The organism is Paenibacillus plantarum, from assembly GCF_013141695.1.
GTDB classification, from domain to species: Bacteria; Bacillota; Bacilli; order Paenibacillales; family NBRC-103111; genus Paenibacillus_E; species Paenibacillus_E plantarum.
Genome location: NZ_WHNY01000045.1, coordinates 40,006 through 63,625, shown reverse-complemented (window position 1 = coordinate 63,625; position 23,620 = coordinate 40,006). Strand labels below are relative to the sequence as shown.

16 protein-coding genes are annotated in these 23,620 nt (G+C 47.1%); 3 read left to right on the top strand and 13 right to left on the bottom strand.

Annotation, left to right across the window (positions count from 1 at the left end; translation table 11 throughout):
- Positions 1-7: 7 nt before the first annotated feature.
- Genes GC096_RS15710 through GC096_RS15700 form a run of 3 tightly spaced genes read right to left on the bottom strand, consistent with a single transcriptional unit; the run spans position 8 to position 4,479 of the window.
- Positions 8-1,858 (bottom strand): cache domain-containing sensor histidine kinase, encoded by a 1,851-nt coding sequence (locus GC096_RS15710; protein ID WP_171631485.1) that lies wholly within the window; start codon positions 1,856-1,858, stop codon positions 8-10.
- A complete protein-coding gene (locus GC096_RS15705) occupies positions 1,834-3,339 on the bottom strand; it encodes an extracellular solute-binding protein (protein WP_171631484.1) in 1,506 nt (501 codons plus the stop codon). Before GC096_RS15705 ends, GC096_RS15710 begins: the two co-directional genes overlap by 25 nt.
- 39 nt (positions 3,340-3,378) lie before the next feature.
- Positions 3,379-4,479: an SGNH/GDSL hydrolase family protein gene (locus GC096_RS15700; RefSeq protein WP_171631483.1), complete on the bottom strand. Its 1,101-nt coding sequence runs from the start codon at positions 4,477-4,479 to the stop codon at positions 3,379-3,381.
- A 226-nt stretch (positions 4,480-4,705) separates the two neighbouring features.
- Between GC096_RS15700 and GC096_RS15695 the strand changes: the two genes are divergently transcribed.
- The 3 genes from GC096_RS15695 to GC096_RS15685 are packed head-to-tail and all read left to right on the top strand — an operon-like array spanning position 4,706 to position 10,576.
- Complete coding sequence (locus GC096_RS15695) at positions 4,706-6,304, top strand: FAD-dependent oxidoreductase (protein ID WP_171631482.1); 1,599 nt, start codon at positions 4,706-4,708, stop codon at positions 6,302-6,304.
- A 32-nt stretch (positions 6,305-6,336) separates the two neighbouring features.
- Entirely contained in the window at positions 6,337-7,395 is a 1,059-nt protein-coding gene (locus GC096_RS15690) for a Gfo/Idh/MocA family protein (protein ID WP_171631481.1), read from the top strand.
- Positions 7,396-7,414: 19 nt separating this feature from the next.
- Complete coding sequence (locus tag GC096_RS15685; protein WP_171631480.1) at positions 7,415-10,576, top strand: Ig-like domain-containing protein; 3,162 nt, start codon at positions 7,415-7,417, stop codon at positions 10,574-10,576.
- A gap of 526 nt (positions 10,577-11,102) precedes the next feature.
- Here the strand turns inward: GC096_RS15685 and GC096_RS15680 are convergent.
- The 10 genes from GC096_RS15680 to GC096_RS15635 form a co-directional block, all read right to left on the bottom strand.
- Positions 11,103-11,939: a Gfo/Idh/MocA family protein gene (locus GC096_RS15680; protein ID WP_171631479.1), complete on the bottom strand. Its 837-nt coding sequence runs from the start codon at positions 11,937-11,939 to the stop codon at positions 11,103-11,105.
- 114 nt (positions 11,940-12,053) lie between these two features.
- Positions 12,054-13,586: a type 2 periplasmic-binding domain-containing protein gene (locus tag GC096_RS15675; RefSeq protein ID WP_171631478.1), complete on the bottom strand. Its 1,533-nt coding sequence runs from the start codon at positions 13,584-13,586 to the stop codon at positions 12,054-12,056.
- Positions 13,587-13,696: 110 nt separating this feature from the next.
- Complete coding sequence (locus GC096_RS15670) at positions 13,697-14,617, bottom strand: carbohydrate ABC transporter permease (RefSeq protein ID WP_171631477.1); 921 nt, start codon at positions 14,615-14,617, stop codon at positions 13,697-13,699.
- 30 nt (positions 14,618-14,647) lie between these two features.
- Positions 14,648-15,553, bottom strand: coding sequence for an ABC transporter permease (locus tag GC096_RS15665; protein ID WP_171631517.1), 906 nt, complete (start codon positions 15,551-15,553; stop codon positions 14,648-14,650).
- A gap of 232 nt (positions 15,554-15,785) precedes the next feature.
- A complete protein-coding gene (locus GC096_RS15660) occupies positions 15,786-17,384 on the bottom strand; it encodes a response regulator (RefSeq protein WP_171631476.1) in 1,599 nt (532 codons plus the stop codon).
- A 20-nt stretch (positions 17,385-17,404) separates the two neighbouring features.
- The gene (locus tag GC096_RS15655) at positions 17,405-19,030 is read right to left on the bottom strand and encodes a glycoside hydrolase family 10-like protein (RefSeq protein WP_171631475.1); all 1,626 of its coding nucleotides are present in this window, start codon (positions 19,028-19,030) and stop codon (positions 17,405-17,407) included.
- Between the two features lie 165 nt (positions 19,031-19,195).
- Positions 19,196-19,987, bottom strand: a complete 792-nt coding sequence (locus GC096_RS15650) for an IclR family transcriptional regulator (RefSeq protein WP_171631474.1) — start codon at positions 19,985-19,987, stop codon at positions 19,196-19,198.
- A 22-nt stretch (positions 19,988-20,009) separates the two neighbouring features.
- On the bottom strand, positions 20,010-20,768 hold the full coding sequence (locus GC096_RS15645; protein ID WP_171631473.1) for an SDR family NAD(P)-dependent oxidoreductase: 759 nt from the start codon (positions 20,766-20,768) through the stop codon (positions 20,010-20,012).
- Between the two features lie 175 nt (positions 20,769-20,943).
- Positions 20,944-22,053 (bottom strand): alanine racemase, encoded by a 1,110-nt coding sequence (locus GC096_RS15640; RefSeq protein ID WP_171631472.1) that lies wholly within the window; start codon positions 22,051-22,053, stop codon positions 20,944-20,946.
- Positions 22,054-22,174: 121 nt separating this feature from the next.
- Entirely contained in the window at positions 22,175-23,368 is a 1,194-nt protein-coding gene (locus tag GC096_RS15635) for an N-acetylglucosamine-6-phosphate deacetylase (protein WP_171631471.1), read from the bottom strand.
- Positions 23,369-23,620 lie beyond the last annotated feature (252 nt).

Sequence of the window (23,620 nt, the reverse complement as noted above, 5' to 3'; positions counted from 1 at the left end):
GTGAGCGTTACCCTGCCTGCTCTTCTATCGGTGATTCACACATGCCCAGTGGGAGACGGAGTGTAATCCGTGTCCCCATCTGATGACCGCTCTCAAATAGAAATTGGGAGTCATCCCCATAATACATCTTCATTCGCGCGACAACATTTCGCAACCCGAACAGATCCTTTTCTTTTTTAGTATTCGTAGAATTCCCTTCGGCCGCTTGCGTAGCCGCCTCTTCTAATTTGCCGCAAATATAGATCTGCCTTTCCTCGCTGACACCGACACCATTGTCGCGAACTTCTAGGACGAGATGACCGTCTTCCACATAGGAGGAAATGGCAAGTTCCCCGCCGCTGCTCTGTTTCTCTAAGCCATGCAGTACGGCATTTTCTACCAATGGCTGCAGGAGTAATTTGAGCACATGATAGTGCGCGCTTTCCTCTGCAATGTCGAAGCGTACCGTGAAATGGTCTAGGAATCGCAGCTGCTGCACTTTAATATAATACTTCAAATGTTCGATCGTTTCCTTAACCGTAAAGGTCTCATTTCCTTTATTCAAGCTTAAACGGAAAAATTTCGATAGATTCAACACCATTTCACTGATTTCATCAGCTTCATAGTTTTTGGCTGTCCAATAAATCGAATCCAATGTGTTGTAGAGGAAATGCGGGTTAATTTGAGACTGCAAAAATTTCAGTTCCATTTTGGACAATAAAAGCTGCTTCTCGTAGTGATCCCGAATCAGTGTTTTCTGATTCTCCGCCATCCGATTAAAAGATTCGATCACATAACCTAATTCATCAACCCTTGTATCCTCCAGTTGGATGGTGAAATTTCCCGTGCGGAGCTGCTTCATCCCATAAGCTAATTTACGCAGCGGCGCAGATATGCCTCGATAAATGATCCAAGAAGTCCAAATCGCCAAGACTAAGCTGACGACTAAAATACCATAAGAAAATATTTTCAACGAGTCGGTATGACTCCGAATTTCCCATAGAGGCTGTTCCATCATAAGCGACCACCCAGACAACTTCGATTTCACGCTAATCGTGACCATCTCCGTTCCTGTTTGTGGTGATTTACGAATCGTTCTTACCTGGTCAACCTTCTCCCACGTTTGAGCATTTACACTTCCACCTGTCCCTGTGATCGATTTCCCGTCATTGTCGAAGAGATAAATATTCGCGTTTTTGGAAGGCAGCAGCGGTTTCGCAAGCTCGATAAGAGCACTCTTTTTGACAGATAAAATAAGTAAATTCGGATTCATCAGCGTGCGGTTATACGGATCCATCGTCCGAATCAGATGCACACTATCTGAATCGAAATAGGATTCACCCGCCTGCGGTGTAAAAAAAATCGTTCCCCCGTTAGCCTCCATCAAATGCTGATACCATTCTTGATTCTCAGCCCCGGATGGCAGCTTGCCTCCACCGAATTTGGTGGAAATAACCGTACGTGAAGGCATATGGATAATCGTGATTTGATCAACAATCAGATTGACCGTCGTCATACTTGTAATCTGATCCATCACTTGGGCAAAGTGAACGAACGACTGCTTTTCCGGCTCTTGACCAACCGACTGCAGGGTTGTGTTGACATTCGTATCAAACGCGATCAAGGAGGACAGTTGTTCAATATTTTGCAAGGTCAGGTCGAGATAATCCGTCATTGTATGTAGTGCTCCCTGCGTTCTTTCCCCAGTCTGCACTTCCAGAATGACTTGCGATTTGGCTATGGCAAACAGGCTAAATCCAGCTAATGGGAGCAATATGAGAAGGAAATACCAGGTTAGCCGAACCTGAATATAACTGGCTAGTAATTTACGAATTTTGGATAGGAACTCTCTAATCATTTGTTGGTTTCTCGCCACCATTCATTCACTTCCCCAGTAATTTCATCACCGCCGGCTTCCTTCCACTTTTTCACAAAAGCGTCGAACTCCTCTATGGGGCTTAAGCCTGCAATAATTCGCGTAAATGTATCCTCTTGCAGCTTAGACAGCTTAACTTGATGCTTGCCCATAGCTGGTGTTGGGGGCCCATTGAATCGGTCAACCATCAAATTCTGTTCGATCCGTTGGATGTTATCATAGAGGCGGAACTGTGAACCTAGAGCATCCAGCCGATCTCGCGTGACATTCGGATCTGCCATATCCGCCAAAGCGCCATAAATTCCACGATAGCCATGCTTCGTATGTTCATCAAAGCGAATGGACAATTTCCCGTTAACCCTCGTCCAAATTTCGTTCTCAAAACCGAGCTTTAAGCTTGTTTGTCCTGGACCAGCGACGAAATCCAAGAACTTAACAACATCCTCAGCTTTGTTGCTCTTGTTTGGAATCACGTTATAGGAACGGACGTTGGACGTGCTGTAGACACCATGCTTCCCATTCGGGCCGATGGGGAAATCCAGCGGAATCCATTCCGCTTTCGGATCGATTTTACGGTTTGCGGCAATATGTGCGCGCGTATCCGACCATGCTGCTGAGAATAGACCGACGCGACCGCTAACAATCTTTTCGCCAAGCACGTCAATTTTATTCAAAGGGAATTCGGGGTCTAGTAGGTCAGCGTCATACAAGCCACGTAGATACAGAAGCGCCTCCTTCATTTCAGGGAGAACCCCGGAATAAACTAGCTTCCCGTCGCGTTCGTACCAAGCTTTCATCTGTACACCAAATGCGCCTAGAAATGGCGAAGTTCTGCGAAGCCGTTCCAGAATCGATAAGCCATACGTATCTTTTTTCCCATTGCCATCTGGATCTCTCTCCGCAAATGCCTTCATCACCGCTGTATACTCCTCAATCGTCTTAGGAGGCTGCAACCCAAGCTTATCCAGCCAATCCTTCCTGGCATAGATAATTTCGGTTCCTTTCACCTCGTTCAAACTCGGTATCGCATAGATCTTGCCATCCACGGTGACATTATCCCAAGCTTCCTTGGGGATTTTGGCCTTCAGATTGGCCCCGTATTTCTCAATATACTCATTCAAAGGCGTCAGCGCCTTTTGATTGACGAAATGGATAAACCACGATGGATCACTTGTATTCAACAAATCCGGGGGCTCGCCAGACGCCATGATGACATTTAGCTTTTCATCGTAACCATTGAGCGGAGGGAGCGTCACATTGACCTTAACACCAATGTTTTTCTCAATATAACGAAGATAAGGATTATGATTCTCATCCATTCCCTCCGGGAAATTCATACCTAGGCCGTTTACAACGATTCGAATAGCGGGTTCGCTTGCTGTACCCACCTTATTCTCTTCCTTCAATGTCAGATTCGGAATGCCGCAGCCAGCAGTTGAACAACAAGCGAGTATGACTAGAACAGCTGCCTTCATTCTTTTCATCCTTCCAATCCCCTTCCATCGTAACCAACCGGTAAACAATTAAGCGAGTATTTTCTTGAGAAAAGGAGTGAGCCCGTCCGCCATTCGCAAAAATCCGAGATCAGTCGGATGTACACCATCGACGGTGCATTCGTGCGCATTGTCGCCTAGTAACGTTGAGCCATCGAAGAAATAAATGTTGGCATCCCCTTTTTCACGTAGCTGCTCGACGGTCTGGCGTTGGAATTGTTTACGCTCTTCCTTTTCTAACGTCAACGACTTGCTATACCTTTCCTTCGCATAAGTAATACAAGATAGCACGAGAATCGGCGTATATGGATGTTTATTTCGATAGATACGAATGAATTCCGGCAAAGTCGTTTGCAGGAGCTCCGTAGATACGCAATTGGCCTCATAGTCTAAGACGAGACAGGCAGGATCCGGAATTTCTGCTATAACGTGCGCAAGCTCAGGCTCTCCTTTACCATTACCCGAGAAGCCTAGATTTAGAAATTCCATATTAACTCGCCTGGATAGGATATTGGGATAGGCCATGCCAGGACGGGTCGCACAACCTCCCTGCGTGATTGAAGTCCCATACAAGATGATCTTCTCGCTGTTATCGTAGGCTGGTGGAGAGGAGATTGATGCAGATGGGTCCAAACCGATCCATACCTCTTGAACGCCTTGGTATAGTGGGAAATTCAACGTAATGCTTCTATCTGCGCGTTCCATATCTGTAAACATAACGCTTTCATATTCGGTTTGCTTCGCATCATAGCGAGCCGTACTGTAATAGTACTGTTCACCTGGATCTCCGATGTAGCAATCGAATCCGCATTGACCTGTTGCTGGCATATGATACATGTTCGCAGCGCTGGCCAGCTTTACCTTAATAGAAAGTGAGACCGCATTCGTTGTAAAGCGAATTTGTCCACCAGCCGTACAGTTCGACAAGTTATCCACTGCCTCAGGCAGCTTCCAAGCGGGATTTACTGGCAGCCTACGATACAGCTGTTCCTCCCTCAGCCATCCAAAACCTGCTAAAGAAAAAGGTTGCTCCATCGGTGAGTACCATTCGAACTGTTGGTCACCCAGTTGCGGAATCCTCATATTGGCATCCAATTTTAAGACGTCACTTGATTGTTGTTGATTTTTCATTCTAACTATCTCCCCTTATTACGAATTTACATTCACACACGGTTATCCTGCTAGGTATTCATTCTTCGCCCTCGCTTGTTTAATCCCTTTTTTTTCACAACGAATGGGTTATTAAAGTACCAAAAGAAGTCATGGTCCTCCGCTGTGGCTATTTACCAGCTGTAATACAATAGGGATAACCTGTGAATGCTAGCAGGCGAATTGGTTAAAGGAGGGACAATCATCGTTGGTTAACACAAAAAGCAATCCACATACGTACAACTACCAGGCTGATATCGTCGTGATCGGCGGTGGAACTGGCGGATTCGCAGCTGCGCTTGCCGCTGCCAAATCCGGCAAAAAAGTGATCATGACCGAGGAAACCGACTGGATCGGCGGGCAATTAACGAGCCAAGCCGTTCCGCCAGATGAGCACCCATGGATCGAACAATTTGGTTGCACACGCAGTTATCGTCAGTTTCGAGATGGCGTGCGTGATTATTACCGCGACCATTTCCCACTTACCTCAGAGGCGCGTTCACGAACGCTGCTTAATCCTGGTAATGGCGGCGTTTCACGGTTATGCCATGAGCCGCGGGCTGCGTTAGCTGTCCTGCAAGATATGCTCGCTCCCTATGTCAACAGCGGGCGTTTACAGATTTTAACTCGCCATCGCCTAGAATCCGTATCTGTGGACGGCGATGATGTGCGTTCCGTCACGGTGCGCAATTTGACTAGCGGCGATAGCATTACGCTCCATGCTGCTTATTTCCTTGACGCTACCGAATGCGGCGATGCGCTGCCACTTGCGGGTGCGGAATATGTGACAGGGGCTGAGTCTAAAAGTCAGACCGGTGAGCCGAATGCCGTAGAGGGCGACGCACTACCGCAAGACATGCAAGGATTCACTTACTGCTTCGCTATGGATTACATCGAAGGCGAAGATCACACCATTGCGCGCCCTGAGCGCTATGACTTCTGGAAGGCATACAAAGCGGAATTCTGGCCTGATCGTCTGCTCAGCTGGTCCGGTGTTCGCCCGAGTACTCTGGAACATGTCTCCTATGAACTGTTTGAGGGCACGGACAAATACTCCTTATTCTTCTATCGGCGCATTATCGATAGCCGGAACTTCGAGGAAGGCTTTTATCCTGGAGACATTACATTGGTCAATTGGCCGCAGAACGACTACTGGCTGGGCTCTGTGATTGATGTCAGCGCAGAGGACAGAGAGAAGCACCTATGGGATGCGAAACAACTTAGCTTATCCCTGCTTTATTGGCTGCAAACGGAAGCTCCTCGACCTGATGGCGGGCAAGGTTACCCTGGTCTTCGCCTGCGTCCAGATATCGTCGGTACAGATGACGGACTGGCTATGTATCCCTACATACGAGAGTCGCGCAGGATCAAGGCGGAGTTTACCGTTCTGGAACAACATGTGAGTACAGCGTGCCGTCCTGACGGAAAAGCCGAACAGTTCCCTGATTCCGTTGGTATCGGCTGTTACCGCATTGACCTCCATCCAAGTACGGGGAACCGTCATTATATAGATATCTCTTCCCTACCCTTCCAGATTCCGCTGGGAAGCTTGATTCCGATCCGAATGAACAATTTGCTGCCAGCTTGCAAAAATCTAGGTGTCACCCACATCACCAACGGATGTTACCGACTGCATCCCGTCGAGTGGAACATTGGCGAAGCGGTCGGTTTTCTCGCAAGCCGCTGCATCGACCGTGGCATCTTGCCTCGGGAAGTACGCAATGAGGCTTCTGAACTTCGCAATTTCCAGAATATGCTTGAAAGCTACGGCATTGAGCTGGCTTGGCCTGCAACTCGACCTGTCTAACAATAATCATTCATAAGAAGAGGAGCAAGAACATGAGTAAAATACGTATTGGTGTCATTGGTGCAGGTTCCATTTCCGAAATGCATTTGAAATCCTATCACTCGAATCCGGATGCTGAACTCTATGCCATCTGTGACTTGAACGAGGAACGCGCGAAAGCAAAAGCTGAAAAATACGGCATCCAACATATCTATACGAGCTATGAGGATTTGCTAGCGAATGACGCTATTGATGCCATTAGCATTTGTACATGGAACAACAGCCATGCCCAAATTTCCATTGCCGCCTTGGAGGCTGGTAAAAACGTACTCACCGAAAAGCCCCTATGTACATCGGTGAAAGAGGCGTTAGAAGTCGAAGACGCCGTTCATCGTACTGGCAAAACGCTGCAAGTCGGTTTCGTTCGCCGCTACGCTTCGAATACCCGCATCATCAAATCGTTCCTCGATAACAACGAGCTCGGCGACATTTACTACGCGAAGGCATCGTGCATTCGCCGTTTGGGCAACCCTGGCGGCTGGTTCTCCGATGTGGATCGTTCGGGCGGCGGCCCGCTGATCGACGTAGGTGTCCACGTCATTGACCTTTGCTGGTATTTAATGGGACGTCCTAAAGTTAAGTCAATTTCTGGTAATACCTACAAAAAACTTGGCAATCGTGCCAATGTGAAGAACCTTGCTTTTTATAAAGCTGCTGATTATGACCCTACACACAATACCGTCGAAGATTTGGCCAATGCGTTGATTCGATTCGAGAACGGTGCCTCCATACTAGTTGATGTTAGCTTTACGCTTCATGCTAAGGAAGACGAATTAACGGTGAAGCTGTTTGGTGAAAAAGGCGGAGCCGAGTTGGAGCCGCAGCTATCCATCATCACAGAGAAGTATGACACCATTCTGAACCTCACACCGCAGATTAATAACCTTTCATTCGACTTTGTTGCCGGCTTTCAGGATGAAATTAATTACTTCATTGAAGTCTGCCAAGGTAAAAAAGAGACCCTTTCACCTGTACAGGACGGGGTTGAGATGATGAAAATACTATGCGGTGTCTATGAATCTAGCGAAAAAGGTGAAGAAATCCGTTTCTAGGGAAGGAATGTGAAACCAATTGAATAAATCGAAATGGCTAATCATGACTTTATTGGTTACATTACTCGCATCTTCTTGGTCCATATCCGCATCTGCGGCAACCAGCCCCACTGATTTCATTGAAGTAGAAGCAGCACCCGTCGATATCACTATCGATATTGAAGGTCCACGCAAGCAAATCAATGCCGTTGATACGGATATGAGTAGAATCACCGATTATGTCGCTTTATTCACAACAGAATTTGCAACTTCCGTTACCGTTGGCACCACCTCCATCGGCGTTGTCGTCGATGCGACAAATCATGTGACTCGGGTTGTCAACCCATCCGTTAACGGCGGTGTGCCCGTCTGGACAGGACCAACAACCTTGACGATCCCGCAAGGCGGCTTCATCCTTGTCGCCAATGATGACAGCTGGGCGAATAAAACTTTCAAGCAATATCTGGCGAAAAATTTCAAGGTTGGCGACCTCATTAAGCTGCGTAAAAATGGTGAAGTGATCCCCGTTTCCGCTCTCATGACGGGTCAAGGACCTCAAGCGCGCCTTAAACTGGACAATGACGATTGGTTTACGGTAACTACGCCGAAAACGACGGTTTCCGGCAAGCTGGAAAACTTGGAGTCTGGCGTCAATTATGCGATTCGCATTAACCAAACTTCGGTTGCTTTGCAAGCGAATGGCTCTTTCCAGAGTGAGTTTAGCCTCGCTGAAGGCGTGAATTACCTAGATGTCGTCGCGTCTAAGAATGGCGTAGAGAATGATCGAAAGACGCTTGTTGTGTTTTATAAAAAACAAACGAGTGCTGCCAAGGAAGTCGTCCTCTGGGTCGACCAAGGCACCAATATTTTCAAACTGCAAACGCCTGAGAATATCCGTGATATGCTGACCAAAGCCAAAGATGCTGGTGTGACAGCCATTGCGCTTGATGTCAAAGGCGTCGAAGGCTTCGCCAACTATAAGAAGAACGATTTGACGAATCGTCCGCACATCTCACAAATGACAGCACCTACGCGTGCAGGTGCCAATCCGAATCTGGATATGTTGGAAGAATTTATCAAGTACGGACATCAGCTTGGTATTAAAATCCATGCCGCCTTCAACGTTTTTGCTGAAGGATCACCTGCTCATAACGAATATGGATTGTTGAACCAGCATCTGGATTGGGAAGAGCATGTGTATCGTCCCGAGGATAATGGACAAATTTTGCGTCTGCGTGAGAGCAAATACTACACATCGGGCAAGTCCCTTGTTACTTTTGTGAACCCAGCCAACGATGATGTAAGAGCTTTTGAGCTGAAAAACATGGAAGAAGTGATTAAGAACTACGATGTAGATGGCGTTGTTCTGGATCGTACCCGTTATGATAACGAAACGGCCGATTTCAGCCCCTTGACGCGTGCGAAGTTTGAGGCTTTTCTCGCTACTCGGGGTAAGCAGCTGACGAATTGGCCTGCGGATGTTTTCAGCTATGTAAACAATGTTCGCCAAGCGGGGCCGCTCATCAATGACTGGTGGGAGTTCCGCTCGCAAACGATCAAGACGTTCACCGATGATGTTCGTTCACTAACCGACCGTTACTCCGCTTTGAAAGGTCATAAGGTCTATTCCTCCGCTTATGTGGGTTCTTGGTTTGAGTCTTACTATTTGAACGGCGTCCATTGGGGCAGTCCGAATTTCAAGTACGACAGTCGTTTGCAACTGCCGGATGACAGCCTTTATACGGACTCCTATGCGCAGACTGGTTATGCGGGCAACATCGATTTCCTCATGATTGGTACGTATCAAACAACACAAAAGGAAATCGAACACCATATTACCTTGGGTAATATCGTAACGAACGGTGAAGTCCCGATGTACGCTAGTATTGCTTTGGCGAACATCCAAGACCCTCCTTTGCAACGTTCCGTGTTCCAAGCTGGCTTGTCGCAATCGAATGGCCTCATGCTCTTCGATCTTTCACAAGTCAACTGGTCCGTGGTGAAGGCATCGCTCCATAATGTGGAATATGTGAAGGATTATCAAATCGGCTCGAGCATACCAGGTAGTCCTGAGTCGTTCCTTGAAGCGGATCTCTTCAATGTGAGCCGGAACGAGAATAATCTCAACATTTATTCAGATGACTTTGGTCAAACCACGGCCACCAGCACGTTCGGCGTGGAGGCTATCGTAGACAACTCCGGCAAAGTCACGAAAGTCGTTAACCAGCAGCAGGCACTTACCTGGAACTGGACCACGATGTCGCCGAATAACAGTGTGATTCCACAAGGCGGCTTCGTAATCTCTGCGCTCGATGCTTCTGGCGTACGAACGAGAAGACAGTTGGTCGCAAGAACTTACAAAGTTGGCGATGATGTGCGTTCGGCTGTGCTGAGAGGGTATTTGGATTATGCGAATACGAGTACTGCACTGCGCAATCTAGAGATCAAGGGCAATGTTGATGTAATTGGTACAGGGACGGCACGTGTTCTTCTTAATGGTGTACCCGCTGAGGTGTCCAGTAACGGAGACTTTATCGGAAATGTGGAGCTCGCCATCGGCGTTAATAATTTACAAGTTTCGGTCTATGTCGACGGTCGCAAAACAAACGAGAAAACCGTAAGCATCACGCGTACAGCCCCTGTCATCACAGGTATTCAGCTTGATGCTGCAGCCTATCGCCTTGTTGTTGGTGACAAGCACGCGTCCGTAACGACCGCCGTTTATTCGGATCAGTCGAGCGCCGTTGTTGCTGGAGCTGTGTTCAGCTCTAGTAATCCGTCGGTAGCCACCGTTTCTGCAGATGGAAAGGTTACCGCATTGAAAGCAGGAACTGCGGAAATTTCGGCTACTTTCGAGGGCAAAACCGCTAAGTCTGTCGTAACTGTCGCGGACGTGGCGAGTCTCAGCTTCGACGAAAACAAACACAGTCTTGTCAAAGGTGAAACCTACCAAGCACCGCTTAAAGTAACTTACACCGACGGCGTAGTTGGCTACATCAATCAAGGCGTGACCTACAGCTCTTCCCACGATAAAGTGGCATCCATTACATCCGACGGCATCATCACAGCAGTGAAGCCCGGGTCTGCTACAATTAAAGCTTCCTATCGTGGCAAGCAGGCTGACATCAAGATTAAAGTGTTCAATAGCCATAAGGACAAAAGTGAATTTGTAGAGACTGATGAAGTTGACATGTTGGAGTGAGCCAATTAGTTACAGGTGAAGACTAACTAGTTGGCCGGAACGAAGTTGCTGGCAACGAGGGCAACAACAACAACAACAACAACAACTGCGAGCTTCTCTGCCAGATAGCATCGAGCAAGAACAAAAGAGCCTCGTCACTTCCACCATTCGGTGGGGGTAAAGGGCTCTTTTGTATGATTGTAGGGGCAAACGGAACGTGGTTCCCTTATTTCCGCGAAAACGGCTATTTCCGGTGAGAAACGGAACGTGGTTCCGTTATTTCACCGTTTTCAGCCCATTTCCCTCAAATTCACGATTTTAGCGGAACTACGTTCCCCTACTCCGAGAAATCCAAGGAATTTACACAAATAGGGGAACCACGTTCCCCTACTCCTCAACCCCAACAAATCCAGCTACTGGTGGATGAGTAAAAATTGTTTATGTAGCTCATTCATATATCGTTTGTTGAGGAGTGCAGTTTGGATGGCATGGTGTGTTGGAGTAGCTAAGTTTTGAAGATTACCACGGAAGAAGCCGGATCTTTCATCTACGGCAGCTTCAGCCACTGATATGGCGTCCTCGCAGCCTTCATGCCGACTTCCAGAATCGTTGCAATCGCTATCGTTTCCTCATGAGAAACCGGCGGCTTGCCCGACTCGAAAAACCCAACCAAATTCTCGATAAATGCGCCGAAGAAGTCCGACTCAATCTTTAGAAATTTTGACTGCCCTCCATCATAATAAAGAGCCATACTAAATGGACATTCCCAGCCGTATTGATGAAACACCGCTTGCCGGCCATCCCCATATCCAATTAACAACGCCGGAGTCTTGTCCGTGCCAACCCACATCACACGTCTCACATCCGTCCCCATCAAGGCGACAATTGGCTCCACCTGATGAATAGCATAGTTAGCAAACATCCCTGGCCCTAAGCTGATGATGGACTCGATCCCTTGCTTCTCAATGCCTGCATACTCCGCTGCAAATCGCAGCGCCGAGGTCGAATACATGGGAGTTCGGTGCTTCTCCGCGAGCTCAAACATCCGTAAGGCAGCTGCTCGATCAGGAGCGAACGTTTTATCAATGTAAGTTGGCTTGCCCGACTGCAGGGCCACCCTTGCAAGCTCTTCGTGATATTCGGGATGATCCGGCGAAAGAACGACCAAATAATCGCTTTGCTCCACAACTTCCTCGATGGAATCAAGCAGCTGAATCCCCTTCTTCTGGCTCCATTCCGCATTGCTAAGTTTCCCATCCAAATTCGTTTTCCCATACGCATACGCAACCTGCATACGTCCACTCGACGCCTTATCGATCCAGGCTGGGTATTTCTCTGCGTGCCATTCATCTAGAAAATAATCAATAAACCCGATCTTCTTCATCTCAAATTCCACTCCTTTTGGGCAAAACAACCGATTTTACCGTCCATATTGGACAGGTAGGTGCGCTTATTTAGAATTAAAACCCCCACGGCATCACCGCAGGGGATTTCGTTGCTACTTCTTATTTGCTGCGTACCATTCATTGGCCGCTTTGGTCATTTCTTCTCCGCCATCCGCTTTCCATTGGGCTACGAACTTATCATAGTTTTCAAGCGGTTCTGCACCTGTGATGTATTTCAAGAACGTATCTTCCATCAGCTTTTGCAGTTTCAAGTTGTATTTACCAATCGCTTCTAGTGGTGGTGCAAAAGCAAGTGGATCCAGAACAATGTTGCCTTTGGCTGCCTCTTGAATTTTAGTAAAGGAATCTGTTAAAATCGGATCTTTGCGAACACGCGCTTGCCAGTAGATCGGGTAATTTTTCTCATCCACACCTGTTAAGAACGTCGAAGCATTGTTATATTCATCATTAAATTTCGGCAGTATAGGGAAGTAATTGCCGTTTTCCAACTTATAGTGAACGCCTTCTTTACCAATTGCCGCTTCTTTGAAAATATCTTTATCAAGCTTAAGATCCAAATATTTAATAATATCTTCTTTGTTATCTGCCCATTTCGGTATCCCCACATAGAAGCTAATCCCTGCGCTGCCCATAACTTGGACTTTGCCATCATCCCCTTTCAAGTAAGGGAAGCTGCCAATTTTGGCATTTGGCGAGTTTTTCAATAGCGCATTTTGTACAGTTGGCGCGTTAAAATAAGCATTTGAAATAATCGCAGCTTTACCGCTTGTGAAATTCTCGATGACTTTATTCGCTTGGTTCAGCGACCATTCTTGATCAATCAGTTTTTCCGTGTATAGCTTTTTCATGAATTCCAAGTATTTCTTCATGTTCGGATTCTCAATGGCATTCACCAATTTACCATTAACATCCTGCCAACCGCTCGTAGCAGTCCCCTGAACCATCGGGATACCGAAAGTTGGCAGCACCTCAGGTAGAAGTGGGCTTTTCCCACCGGACATACCGATGACATTTTTCTTTTCTTTCAGCGTTTTCAGGACCGTATACAATTCATCACGTGTTGTAGGTGCTTTCAGACCAAGTTCATCCATCCAATCCTGACGGACGATGAGCTGTGTATTCACGATGGTCCCTGATCCCGTTTGCGGTATGCCGAAAATTTTACCGTTCAGCTTCGCTCCGTTCCATGAGGTTTGTGAAATCACATTTTTCATATTCGTACCATATTTGTTGACCAGCTCATCGATCGGCTCCAGTGCACCTGAGGCAGCAAGCTTCGAATATTGAGGTCCACTGAGCAGCATGTAGGCATATTTCTCTTTGTTCGCCATCAGTAAATTGAGCTTGTCATCCGGATTTTCAACTGGCAGCATGTCGTAGGTCACTTTGTAGCCCGTTTTTTCATTCAGGAACTTGGCTACGACTTCGGTATTCGGATCAAAACGCGCGTATTGCAGCAGTGCTTTGAATTCTGGCTTTGGTTTATTCGCTTCTACAGTTGCAACAGGAGCGGTTGATGCAGCGGGTGTTGTAGAACTGCTAGTGGTCTGACTGGTTCCACCGCAAGCCGTAATCGCCGCTGTCACCGCTGTAATGGACATGAGAACTAACATTTTTTTTACCATGTAAGAGCCTCCCTATTTTTCCCTTTGAGTATGGATACTGCCATATACCAACGATCATGGAACCCTTGTAGAGCTGGCCCACCACCACCCTTCGTAATTTGCTTGTGACTTTATCCTTTTACGGAACCTACTAGCACGCCTTTAACAAAATATTTTTGTAAAAATGGATACACGCATACGATCGGAAGTGTAGCTAGAATAATCGAGGCAGCCTGAATCGACTGCGGTGATACGTTCAACGATGCATCGACATTCGTCCGCATGAATGTATCTGTCGAGGAGACGAACAATTCCTTCAAATACAGCTGCAAAGGCTTCAAATCTGCGGAGTTGATATAGATAAGTGAAGTAAAATAATCATTCCAGAATGTGACTGCATAGAACAAGGCAATCGTCGCAAGTACAGGCATGGAAAGGGGGAGAATAATTTGTGCAAATATCCTCATATTGCTGGCCCCATCCATTTTGGCCGATTCCTCAAGGCTGTCAGGCAGGCCTTCGAAGTAACTTTTGACAATGAGCATATTGTAGACGTTAATCATGTAAGGCAGGAAGAGAACCGGCAACTTATCAATGAGATGCAGCTTGTGCATGAGTAGATATGTTGGAATCAGACCACCGCTGAACAACATCGTAAATAAATATATGAGGATGAACAACTTACGTCCCCTTAGTCTAGGTTTGGAGAGTGGATAAGCGGCAAGTGTCGTCATAAACAACGAGATGAGTGATCCAACAATCGTTACCGTGATGGAGATCGAAAATGCACTCAGAAACATGGAATTGCTTGCCACATACGTATAAGTCCCTATTTGAAAATCAATCGGATATAGGCTTACCATCCCCGCAACAACAGCCGCCTCACTACTTAGTGACTTGGCAATCAGGTTAATAAACGGAAAAATGGTAGATAAGCCCAAAAGAATAAAGAAAATGTGATTGGCCACAGTGAAAATTTTCTCGCCGAGCGATAACGGGATGGCTGAGGACTTCCTGCTGGACCTAGGTTGTAAACTGCTTTTCATATTCATCTCAGATCCTCCTTATGCTTGATACACCGGTTACCAGATACCTCGTCCAAAAAACTTTCGGGCCAGCCCGTTACCCGTAAGAATCAAAATAAAGGCAACAATGGATTCGAAAACCCCTACAGCTGTTGAAAAGCTATAATCCTGTTCGCCGAGCCCGATCCGGTACACATATGTACCAATCACGTCTGCGACATTGTAAACACTTGGATTATACATAACGAGAATTTGTTCCGTTCCAGCTTCCAACACATAACCAAGACGAAGAATGAACATAAGTAAAATAATTGGGATCAAGCCAGGCAGTGTGATATGTACAATTTGCTTCCATTTATTGGCACCATCGATCTTAGCTGCTTCATACAAACCAGGATCGATACTAGCTAACGCAGCCAGATAAATGATCGTATTCCAACCGGTTTCTTTCCAACCTGCCGTCCCAATGAGTACAGAACGAAATATCTGACTGTCTAAGAAAAAGCGAATGGGTTCACCGCCCATGGCGACAATGATTTTGTTCACGATACCACCATTTGTGGAGAGTAAATCAATGAATAATCCACTGACAATAACCCAAGACAAAAAGTGAGGTAAGTAGACGACGGTTTGTACACTTCGCTTGAACGCCATGTTTTTCAATTCATTGAGAAGAATGGCAATGACGATCGGCAAGGGGAAGAGGAACACAATTTTATATACGGAAATGAGCAACGTGTTCTGGAATACCTGCAAAAAACTGGCTGATGAAATCAATTTATCGAAATGCTTCATTCCTACCCAAGGACTAGCTGCCATCCCATCGAAAATATTGAAATCCTTAAACGCAATGATAATTCCGTACATCGGGGTGTACTTGAACAGCAGGAGAAATGCGATGCCAGGCAGGAGTGCGAGATACAAATCCCAATCTTTCCTGACATCGATCCACAATTGACGCATATATCTTTTTTCAACATTTTTATTGATGGTTAGGACTGTTTCTTTCGTCGTGTTTGTTTCGCTCAAGGTGCCTCCCCCTTCATATTCTTTTTCTAAACATAGTGTATCATCCCCCGTTTTTTTGCGAATTAGAGGAATATTACTTGTTTTGGTACTTTCATAACTTCTCGAATAGGGAAATGAAAAACCTTCCCGAGAAATCCGAGAAGGCTGCCGAATGACTGAATTGCTATCAATTCCGTATTTCCCCAGGCGTGACACCCCAGTATTTACGGAATACTCTTGTAAAATAACTAACATCTCTGTACCCAACGGCAGATGCGGCATCATACACGCGTGAGCCCTCTTGAAGGATCGCTTTGGCCCGCTCCATTTTCCGTTCCATCACATAGGTGGAGAAAGCTTTACCGGTTTCCTGCTTGAATAAACGGCTTAAATAGGAGGAATTCACATACATTCTGTCTGCAACAGCATGCAGGGTCATCTCCTGATCAATTTCATTTTCTACCAGACTAAGAATCGTCTTGATCATGCCATGACTGGTTGATTTGCGCCTATGGCCTGCATAGGTTAGATACGCTTTAATCATTCGCTCCAGCCAGAACAAGATCTGTTCCTTGGTTGCTAGTTCCGAATGGTTATGAAAATAGATATAATCATCGCCGGCTACTTCCCGTACTGGCCACCCCTGCTTTTGGATCATCCCGACGAATAAATAAGTAAAATACAGAATATGCTCATTAATTTCATCTACGGTCTCCGCCTTCGCCATACCACTGTTCCAAAGCGCGGTTAACATGTCTAATGCCTTCTCCCCGTCTCCGGTCTCGAGGGCAATTTCCAGCGTTTTCTCATGGTTCGGCTGAAACGTCAGTTCCGGCTCTCTCCCTTGCTCCGCCCGGTAGGGAATTGCCAGATCATGGCCTAGTACAATTCGATCTTGGAGTGCGCGCACAGCTTGAACATAAAGCTTATTCATCTCCGCTAAGCCGCCGGTCATCCCGCTAATCCCTGCACTTGCACTAAGTTTGAGACAGCTTTTTACCGTAAATAACAGTTTTTCGGTCAAAGCATTGATTTTTTGTAAGGCCAATTTGGGTTCTTCTTCACGATCCATTTGAAAAATGATGACCGTACATCCCGCATTGTTGGTAGATACCCAGCAGAGATTAGACGCTAGAGCTTCTTTCACGATACTACTAAGCGAGAATTGGAGCAGTGACATGTCTTTCCTGCTAAACCGGGTGTCCGTCTCTGAGATCGGGTCCATATCCACGATGGTAACCGCATAAGCGGCATCATTTTGCAAATCCAATTGTAGATCCTTACTTTTCTGACCAATCTCCCAGTTTTCGTACTTCCCATTCAATAAGCCTTGAAAAAATTCATTGACCAAGTAAGGAAGATGGAGCTTCCATTTCATTTTCAACTCATCTTCGTTATGACGCTGCTCAAGCTCGCTTTTCAACTTCTCTGCAGCTTCGAGCACGGTCCCCAAGATTTCTTCATCACCAGCTGGCTTTAACAAATACTTCATAATACCAAGCCCCAGCGCCTCCTGTGCATAAGTGAAATCATCATGTCCGCTAAGTACGATGATTTTCAACAAAGGATCCACTTGGCGAAGATGTCTTGCTAATGTTAATCCGTCCATTTCTGGCATCTGCACATCCAGCAAAATGATGTCAGGCTTTTTACGATCAATAATTCTAAGGGCTTCTGCTCCGTTACCAGCTTGGCCAACGACCTCGATACCGTGCTTATCCCATGGAATATTATTAGCCAGCGCATTTCTGAGACGGATTTCATCTTCCACAATTAATAAATTCATTATGAGACCCCCGCTCGGATTTACTTCACTTGCTTACTCTGTGCGTATTGTAGAAGCTCTTGTATGTCTGTTAATGTGTTCCTCACATGTTCCACGACAATAGGATGAATCTTCTCATCCACTTGATGTTGAAGCAGAAATGGCTTGAACTCCGCTATCTTCTGATCGAAAACAACAGCTAGCTCTTCTCCCGCTTCACTTTGCAAAGCATCAAGAAACACGTCCAACATCGCTGTGATAGCAAGTGCCGTTTGTTCATGAACCGCAAGTCGTGGAAGGTAAATGTGTTCCATATCTGTTTTTACTGCTTCCAACAAGGCTTGAATTGCGCGTAGTGGATACATCCCTGTAGAATTCGCAGCGTTACGCCACGGCCCTAATCGCAGGGCACGAATCGTTTCGTCCGTCGCTTGGCCAAAGGCAAAGATGACCGTCCCCTTGTCAATATCCTGCGCTGCAAGCACCTGTTCAATCGTTTCCTGTGCGCCTAATTGTGCGTACATCGGGTATATGCCGCTGTATACAAGATTACCAGGCATGAGCTCTTTTTTATGCAAATGGACAGAGGGTCGAACCTCAGAGGCTGTTGCATAATAAGCCTGCGGAATAACAACATCGACGTGCTGCGACCAGTTGCCAATTTTCGTAGACTCCGCACCTGGTTCGGGTGCAGCCGATACAATTAGATTCGGGCTGATCTGCTTCAACTCCTTGTACAATTGGGATACAAATTCATCCTCTTGTTGCTCCAACCATTTCGTCCATATTGTCCAAAGCTCCCTCTGTTCACTTGAAATTTCAAGCGGATCCCATCCATGTTCACGTTGAAAAGCCTCACGGGCATACAAGCTGTAACAATAGGTATCCTGCCAATCTTCCTCCGTATGCGGAAACCTCATAAAATCCAGATTAATACCAGCAACATTATACGTAGAAACGATCTCTTTAACAAAGTCCAAGAAGTACATACGTACAGCAGGATTGATCAGATCAAGCCAAAAGTAACCTGTCCCCTGTTGAGGTAGCGGTTTCTGTGAATGAGCCTGTCTGTGCGAAAGCGCAGACCATTCTGGATAAGCTCGCAGCACGGGACCCCCCTTCGGGTCAACACCAACCATAAACCCGTCCAACCATGCATGGACAGCGATCCCCCGCGACTCCCCCTCCTGAACGAAGGCTTCCAACGGGTCATACCCTTGAAACGCTGGATGCTGCGCCTCTATACCGTTTATCATGGCCGTATGACTCGGGTAAATTGTATATCCCCATAGCCATGTCTCCAGATATAGCTCATTGAAACCAGCCGCCTGTACACGATCCAAGGTGCGGCCCACTTCTTCCCGACTTTTCTCTACGGGACGATACCAAACACCTCGCGCTTCCGCTACACGACTGGGCAGAGAATGTAAGTACCCCTCCCATGCCTCCGTTGACGCAAGTGACGCTTGGGATAGACATCTCTCTGCATCGGTAGATGCTAACGTTCGCGCCTCTTCAAGCAGCTGATCGGCTGTCGCTAGATGATGTCTAGCCAAGTCATAAGGAACGTTGATATAGCGCTCCCAATTGTTCTCTAACAACCTTTTCGCGCTAGCAATACGCGTTTCTACCTGCTCTAAACATCGGGCAGTATCCTGATCAGTCATGACATAAGCTCCCCTTTGTAAGTGTTTGGTATAGAAAATAACATACCCATTCTGATCTTCCTAGGGGGCTTTGATGACTTCCTTTGGTAATTTGATGTGGGTGAACAGGGAAAAAGCAAGTCTCCACCATCAGGATGGAAGAGCTTGCTTTTTCCTGCGAGCCTTTCAATGCAAAGTTTCATACCCTAGCTTTCGAGAAATCCGATTCGCAGCAGCTTTAATACTTTCGGCCATTTCAGGAATGACCTCATCTGCAAACCGATGCATTGCACCTGACATGCTAACTGCGCCCTCTACGTTTCCGTACATGTTGAATATCGGAGCAGCCAAGCAACGCGCACCTTCCACGATTTCTTGATCATCCAAAGCAAAACCTTGCTCACGAACCTGCTGCAGCTTCAGTTGAAATTGTGCTTCTGAAACAATCGTATTTTTGGTTAGTGCAGGCAGTCCCTGAAGTGTAATCAGCTCTTTCACCTTCTCTTCTGGTAAAAAAGCAGCCATCGCTTTTCCCATCGCTGTCGCGTGGAAAGGTGATTTGGATCCCACCGTATCGGTCATCCGAAGTGGCTGTGTGCTTTCCAGAATTTCGACGTACAGCACTTCGCCCTCCAAGAGCACACCCAAATTAATCGTGTCGCCATACATCTCAGAAAGCTTCTTCATTTCGTGAAGTGCTGCTGATCGCAGTGTATTTCTTTCTAACATGCCTCGCGTCAGCATCAATTGTTTATAACCAAGACAGTATTTACCGTTCTCGTCATCTCTGCTGATGAATCCCCGATTCTCAAGCGTTAACACGATCCGGTACGTCGAAGATTTGGGCTGATCCAGCAAATCCGTTAATTCCAATAAATTTAGGGAACCGTGTTCGGCCAACAACTCAATTAAATCCAGTGCTTTGTCAATCGATTGAATCGTATAGCGTTCCTGTTTCTCTCCTGTATCCTTGCTCATAATTTCGCTTGATCTCCTTTTATTAAGATAGCTTGATGAGTTGACCGCCATCTACGACGAGGCAGTGGCCTGTCATGTAGCGCGAATCATTGGTCGCCATAAAAAGAGCAACATCTGCGATTTCCTCTGGGACGCCAGCACGACCCATGGGTATTGTTCGTAAATAAGGCGCAAAAGCAGTCGGATTGTCGATCAAAGGCTTCGTGAGCCGTGTCTCGATAAATCCTGGGCACAGTGCGTTGACGCGAATACCAAGCGGTGCAAGCTCCAGCGCCATAGACATGGTGAGCAAGTTAATGCCGCCTTTCGTGGCGTTATAATGGGCTTGATCACCTTCCGCTGCCAAGCCGTTCACACTGGACATATTAATAATGGAACCGCCTTTTTCCTGTGCAACCAGCACTTTAGCAACCGCTTGCCCAACAAGAAAAGTTCCCTTCAAATTAATCGCCATGTGTCGATCCCACTCCGATTCCTCGATGTCAAGGAAAGCAGCCGGGCTGCAAATACCCGCATTGTTAACCAGTACATCTATGGTGCCCCATTGACTCAGTATGGTATCGAGCATGTGATTGACGTCCGATTTCAGCTGCACGTCTCCGTCGATCCATATGACCTCTCCGTTCTGGGCCGCAATTTCCTCAGCTGTCGCTTGCAGCGCTGCTTTGTCTCGGCCTGTAATCGCCACCTTGGCGCCTTCTGCGGCGAACCTGACAGCTATCGCTTTGCCGATGCCTGTCGAGCCGCCAGTTATGAGAGCAATCGAGTCTTTCAGCCTCATGTGATGTCCCCCTTATAGATAAGCTAGCACTCGATCGACCGCTGCCAGCGTTTCTTCAATCTGTGTTCTTCAATCTGTGTTCTTCAATCGTTTCTCCAACGACGTGCGAGGTTCATATGAATTTGTTGTGACATTCGTATGATCCTCCTTTATAGGTAAGATGTAGGTACGCCCGCTAGGTCACTTTCCCTCTTGCATCGACGGTAATGATTCGCTCAATCTGCCCATTCCGCATGCCGACCAGCCGATCATGCAGATTCGTTACGGCGCAGCAATGATTGGGGATAATGGCGACCGTATCGCCAATGTGCAGCTTGATTTCCTCTGGGACGGACAAAATGCCATGCTCTTCACTTAGCCGCTCGACATAAATGTCAGGCAGCTCCGGGATCATGCCGAAGCCTCTGCGATGAGCACTGCTATCGTTCGATAGCGTCTTCGAGCCGGAATCTATGATCGCTGTTCCTGGTCTCGGTGTACTAACGACTGTGGCATAGATGCGCATCGCACATTCCTCTTCCCCGATCAGGCCCGTATATAACTGAGAGCCATCGCCGAAAACGTAAGCCCCTGGCCGCATCTCGGTTACGCCTACGCCAGCGAGGGCGCCGATAAACTTGGATGTCGGTGTAGAGCCGACGCTAATGTCCGGCACATCTACGCCCAAGCGGCGCAGCACGCGCTGCGATTCCAAGAGCGCTTCCGCCTCGGCAAGCGCTACTTCGAAGCAATCGTCGGCATGACTCTTGCTATAAGCTTGACCCGCATGGGTCATTAGTGCGGCCAGCCGAATGCCCGGCAGTTTCGCAATCGCCAGCGCAAGCTCCGCTGTTTCTGCACCTGGCTCCTTGCCACAGCGGTTCAATCCGCTATTCACATCTATGTAAAGTGGCACACGCAGCTTCAGATGCTCACCGAGTTCCGACAATCCCTTGGCCACCTCGTAGCTATCCACGCTGACAGACACTTGGATTCGCTGCAGCAGCCTTCCCAATCGTTCAAGCTTCAATCGCCCGACGATCGGGTAAGCGATCAGAATATCATCGATGCCGCCTTCCGCCATGACCTCAGCTTCGCCGAGCTTCGCAACCGTAATGCCAGAAGCCCCATGTCGCAGCTGCTCTTGTGCGATCCAAATGCTCTTATGCGTTTTCGTATGTGGTCTTAATCGGACACCCGCTGTAGCAGCTAGTTCAGCCGTTCGCTTCAAATTAGCATCCAATCGATCAAGATCAATGACAATCGATGGGGTATCCAGCGTTTCCTGCCATGAATCCAATCTCACTTGTGCACCGCCTTTTGGTTTCACCAAATAAAACCTAAGTTCCATTTATTTGCATTATATCAAATCTTCCAAGGATATGACTAGCATTTTTTCTCAACGAATTCTAAAAAATAGCTACTTTCTATAAGCTCACGAGTTGACCTCGTAAAATCACCTGTTGGATGTTAATTTCTCCATCAATAAGGATCAGGTTCGCCAGTTTGCCTCGCTCAATGCTCCCCATCCGATTATCCATATGAATGACATTTGCTGGGTTGAGTGAGGCCATGCGGAAAGCATCCACAAGCCCTACCTCGGCATGTCTCATCATATTGCGAACAGCCCTATCCATCGTTAGGCGACTACCCGCCAAATGTCCGAGATGGTTCCAATTCAAGTCCGAATCATTTCCATTGTTCACACCAGCCTCAGGCATGGCGTCCGTAATAATGATCACACGGTCTGTCCCTTTGGTTTTGTGAATCAGTTTTAACATCAAGGGACGAACATGTACACCTTCAGCATCTGGAATAACTTCGGCATATATATCGTCATGAACGAGAACAGCCTCGTCGACTCCCACCTCGCGGGTACCTCCATACCTGGACGGTGAAGGCGTCGTACCGCATGCATTCGTGCAGTGGCAGCCAATTCGCAGCCCTTGGGGAACGAAGCGGAAGATCTGTTCCGCCGTCGCCTCGGAATGCCCGACAGACAACGAGATCTGATATTTCTCTGCCTCGTTCACAAAGTCTTCCTGGCCTTCCAACTCCGGAGCGAGTGTCCATACCTTGATGCGATCGCCAGCTACGCGCAAAATCTCCTTATATTCATTGGGATCAACGGGACGGATTGGCGAGGTGATGGCACCGTATTTTTTATTAATATAGGGCCCCTCCATGTGGATACCGACTATTGCATTGGCGAACGGCTCCCTTGAATCCATGGCCTGTAGAATTGTCTGGAGCCCATCCTGTACCTGTTCCCGACTTTCATTGTAAGTAAATGTAGGTAGGATAGCTGTTGTTCCATGTTTCAAATGCGCAAGCGCAAACGCATCTGGATGTTCCCACGACCATACTCCACCGCCGCCATGGCAGTGAATATCGACGAAACCCGGAGCAATGTAGGCGCCTTTCGCATCCACGACAGGCAGACCAGCTGGCACCACTACTTCTCCCGCTTCCCCGAAATCGGTAATGATGCCCCCTTCAATTAGAACGACCCCATTTGGGATTAGCCTGTTAGCTGTAATTAGCGTACCGTTGTAAACTACTAAACTACAATTCACTTGCATCCATTCACCTTCTCTTTCAAAATAAAACCATGGTTTCACTTAAGTATATCACCTCAATAACCACGCTTGAAGTATTTTTTTCACCCACTTCTGATTTCGAACAGGGATACCGAGGACTCTTCCCACACATGAATCCTACTCCCCTTCCGACATCAAGCGGTGCATGAGCAGCAGATCGCACAGATTACACTTGCCAATTCGTGTCTAGATGTATAAACTACAGCTAATTTTCTCGAATCTGACGTATTATAATGATTAGATGGAAAAAGTACATTTCATTTGTACAAAATT

What these genes read in the sequence shown, in the direction of transcription:
- GC096_RS15710 (WP_171631485.1), bottom strand. Translation starts at nt 1,858, where the DNA reads ATGGTGGCGAGAAACCAACAAATGATTAGAGAGTTCCTATCCAAAATT.
- GC096_RS15705 (WP_171631484.1), bottom strand. Translation starts at nt 3,339, where the DNA reads ATGAAAAGAATGAAGGCAGCTGTTCTAGTCATACTCGCTTGTTGTTCA.
- GC096_RS15700 (WP_171631483.1), bottom strand. Translation starts at nt 4,479, where the DNA reads ATGAAAAATCAACAACAATCAAGTGACGTCTTAAAATTGGATGCCAAT.
- GC096_RS15690 (WP_171631481.1), top strand. Translation starts at nt 6,337, where the DNA reads ATGAGTAAAATACGTATTGGTGTCATTGGTGCAGGTTCCATTTCCGAA.
- GC096_RS15680 (WP_171631479.1), bottom strand. Translation starts at nt 11,939, where the DNA reads ATGAAGAAGATCGGGTTTATTGATTATTTTCTAGATGAATGGCACGCA.
- GC096_RS15675 (WP_171631478.1), bottom strand. Translation starts at nt 13,586, where the DNA reads ATGGTAAAAAAAATGTTAGTTCTCATGTCCATTACAGCGGTGACAGCG.
- GC096_RS15670 (WP_171631477.1), bottom strand. Translation starts at nt 14,617, where the DNA reads ATGAATATGAAAAGCAGTTTACAACCTAGGTCCAGCAGGAAGTCCTCA.
- GC096_RS15665 (WP_171631517.1), bottom strand. Translation starts at nt 15,553, where the DNA reads ATGCGTCAATTGTGGATCGATGTCAGGAAAGATTGGGATTTGTATCTC.
- GC096_RS15660 (WP_171631476.1), bottom strand. Translation starts at nt 17,384, where the DNA reads ATGAATTTATTAATTGTGGAAGATGAAATCCGTCTCAGAAATGCGCTG.
- GC096_RS15655 (WP_171631475.1), bottom strand. Translation starts at nt 19,030, where the DNA reads ATGACTGATCAGGATACTGCCCGATGTTTAGAGCAGGTAGAAACGCGT.
- GC096_RS15650 (WP_171631474.1), bottom strand. Translation starts at nt 19,987, where the DNA reads ATGAGCAAGGATACAGGAGAGAAACAGGAACGCTATACGATTCAATCG.
- GC096_RS15645 (WP_171631473.1), bottom strand. Translation starts at nt 20,768, where the DNA reads ATGAGGCTGAAAGACTCGATTGCTCTCATAACTGGCGGCTCGACAGGC.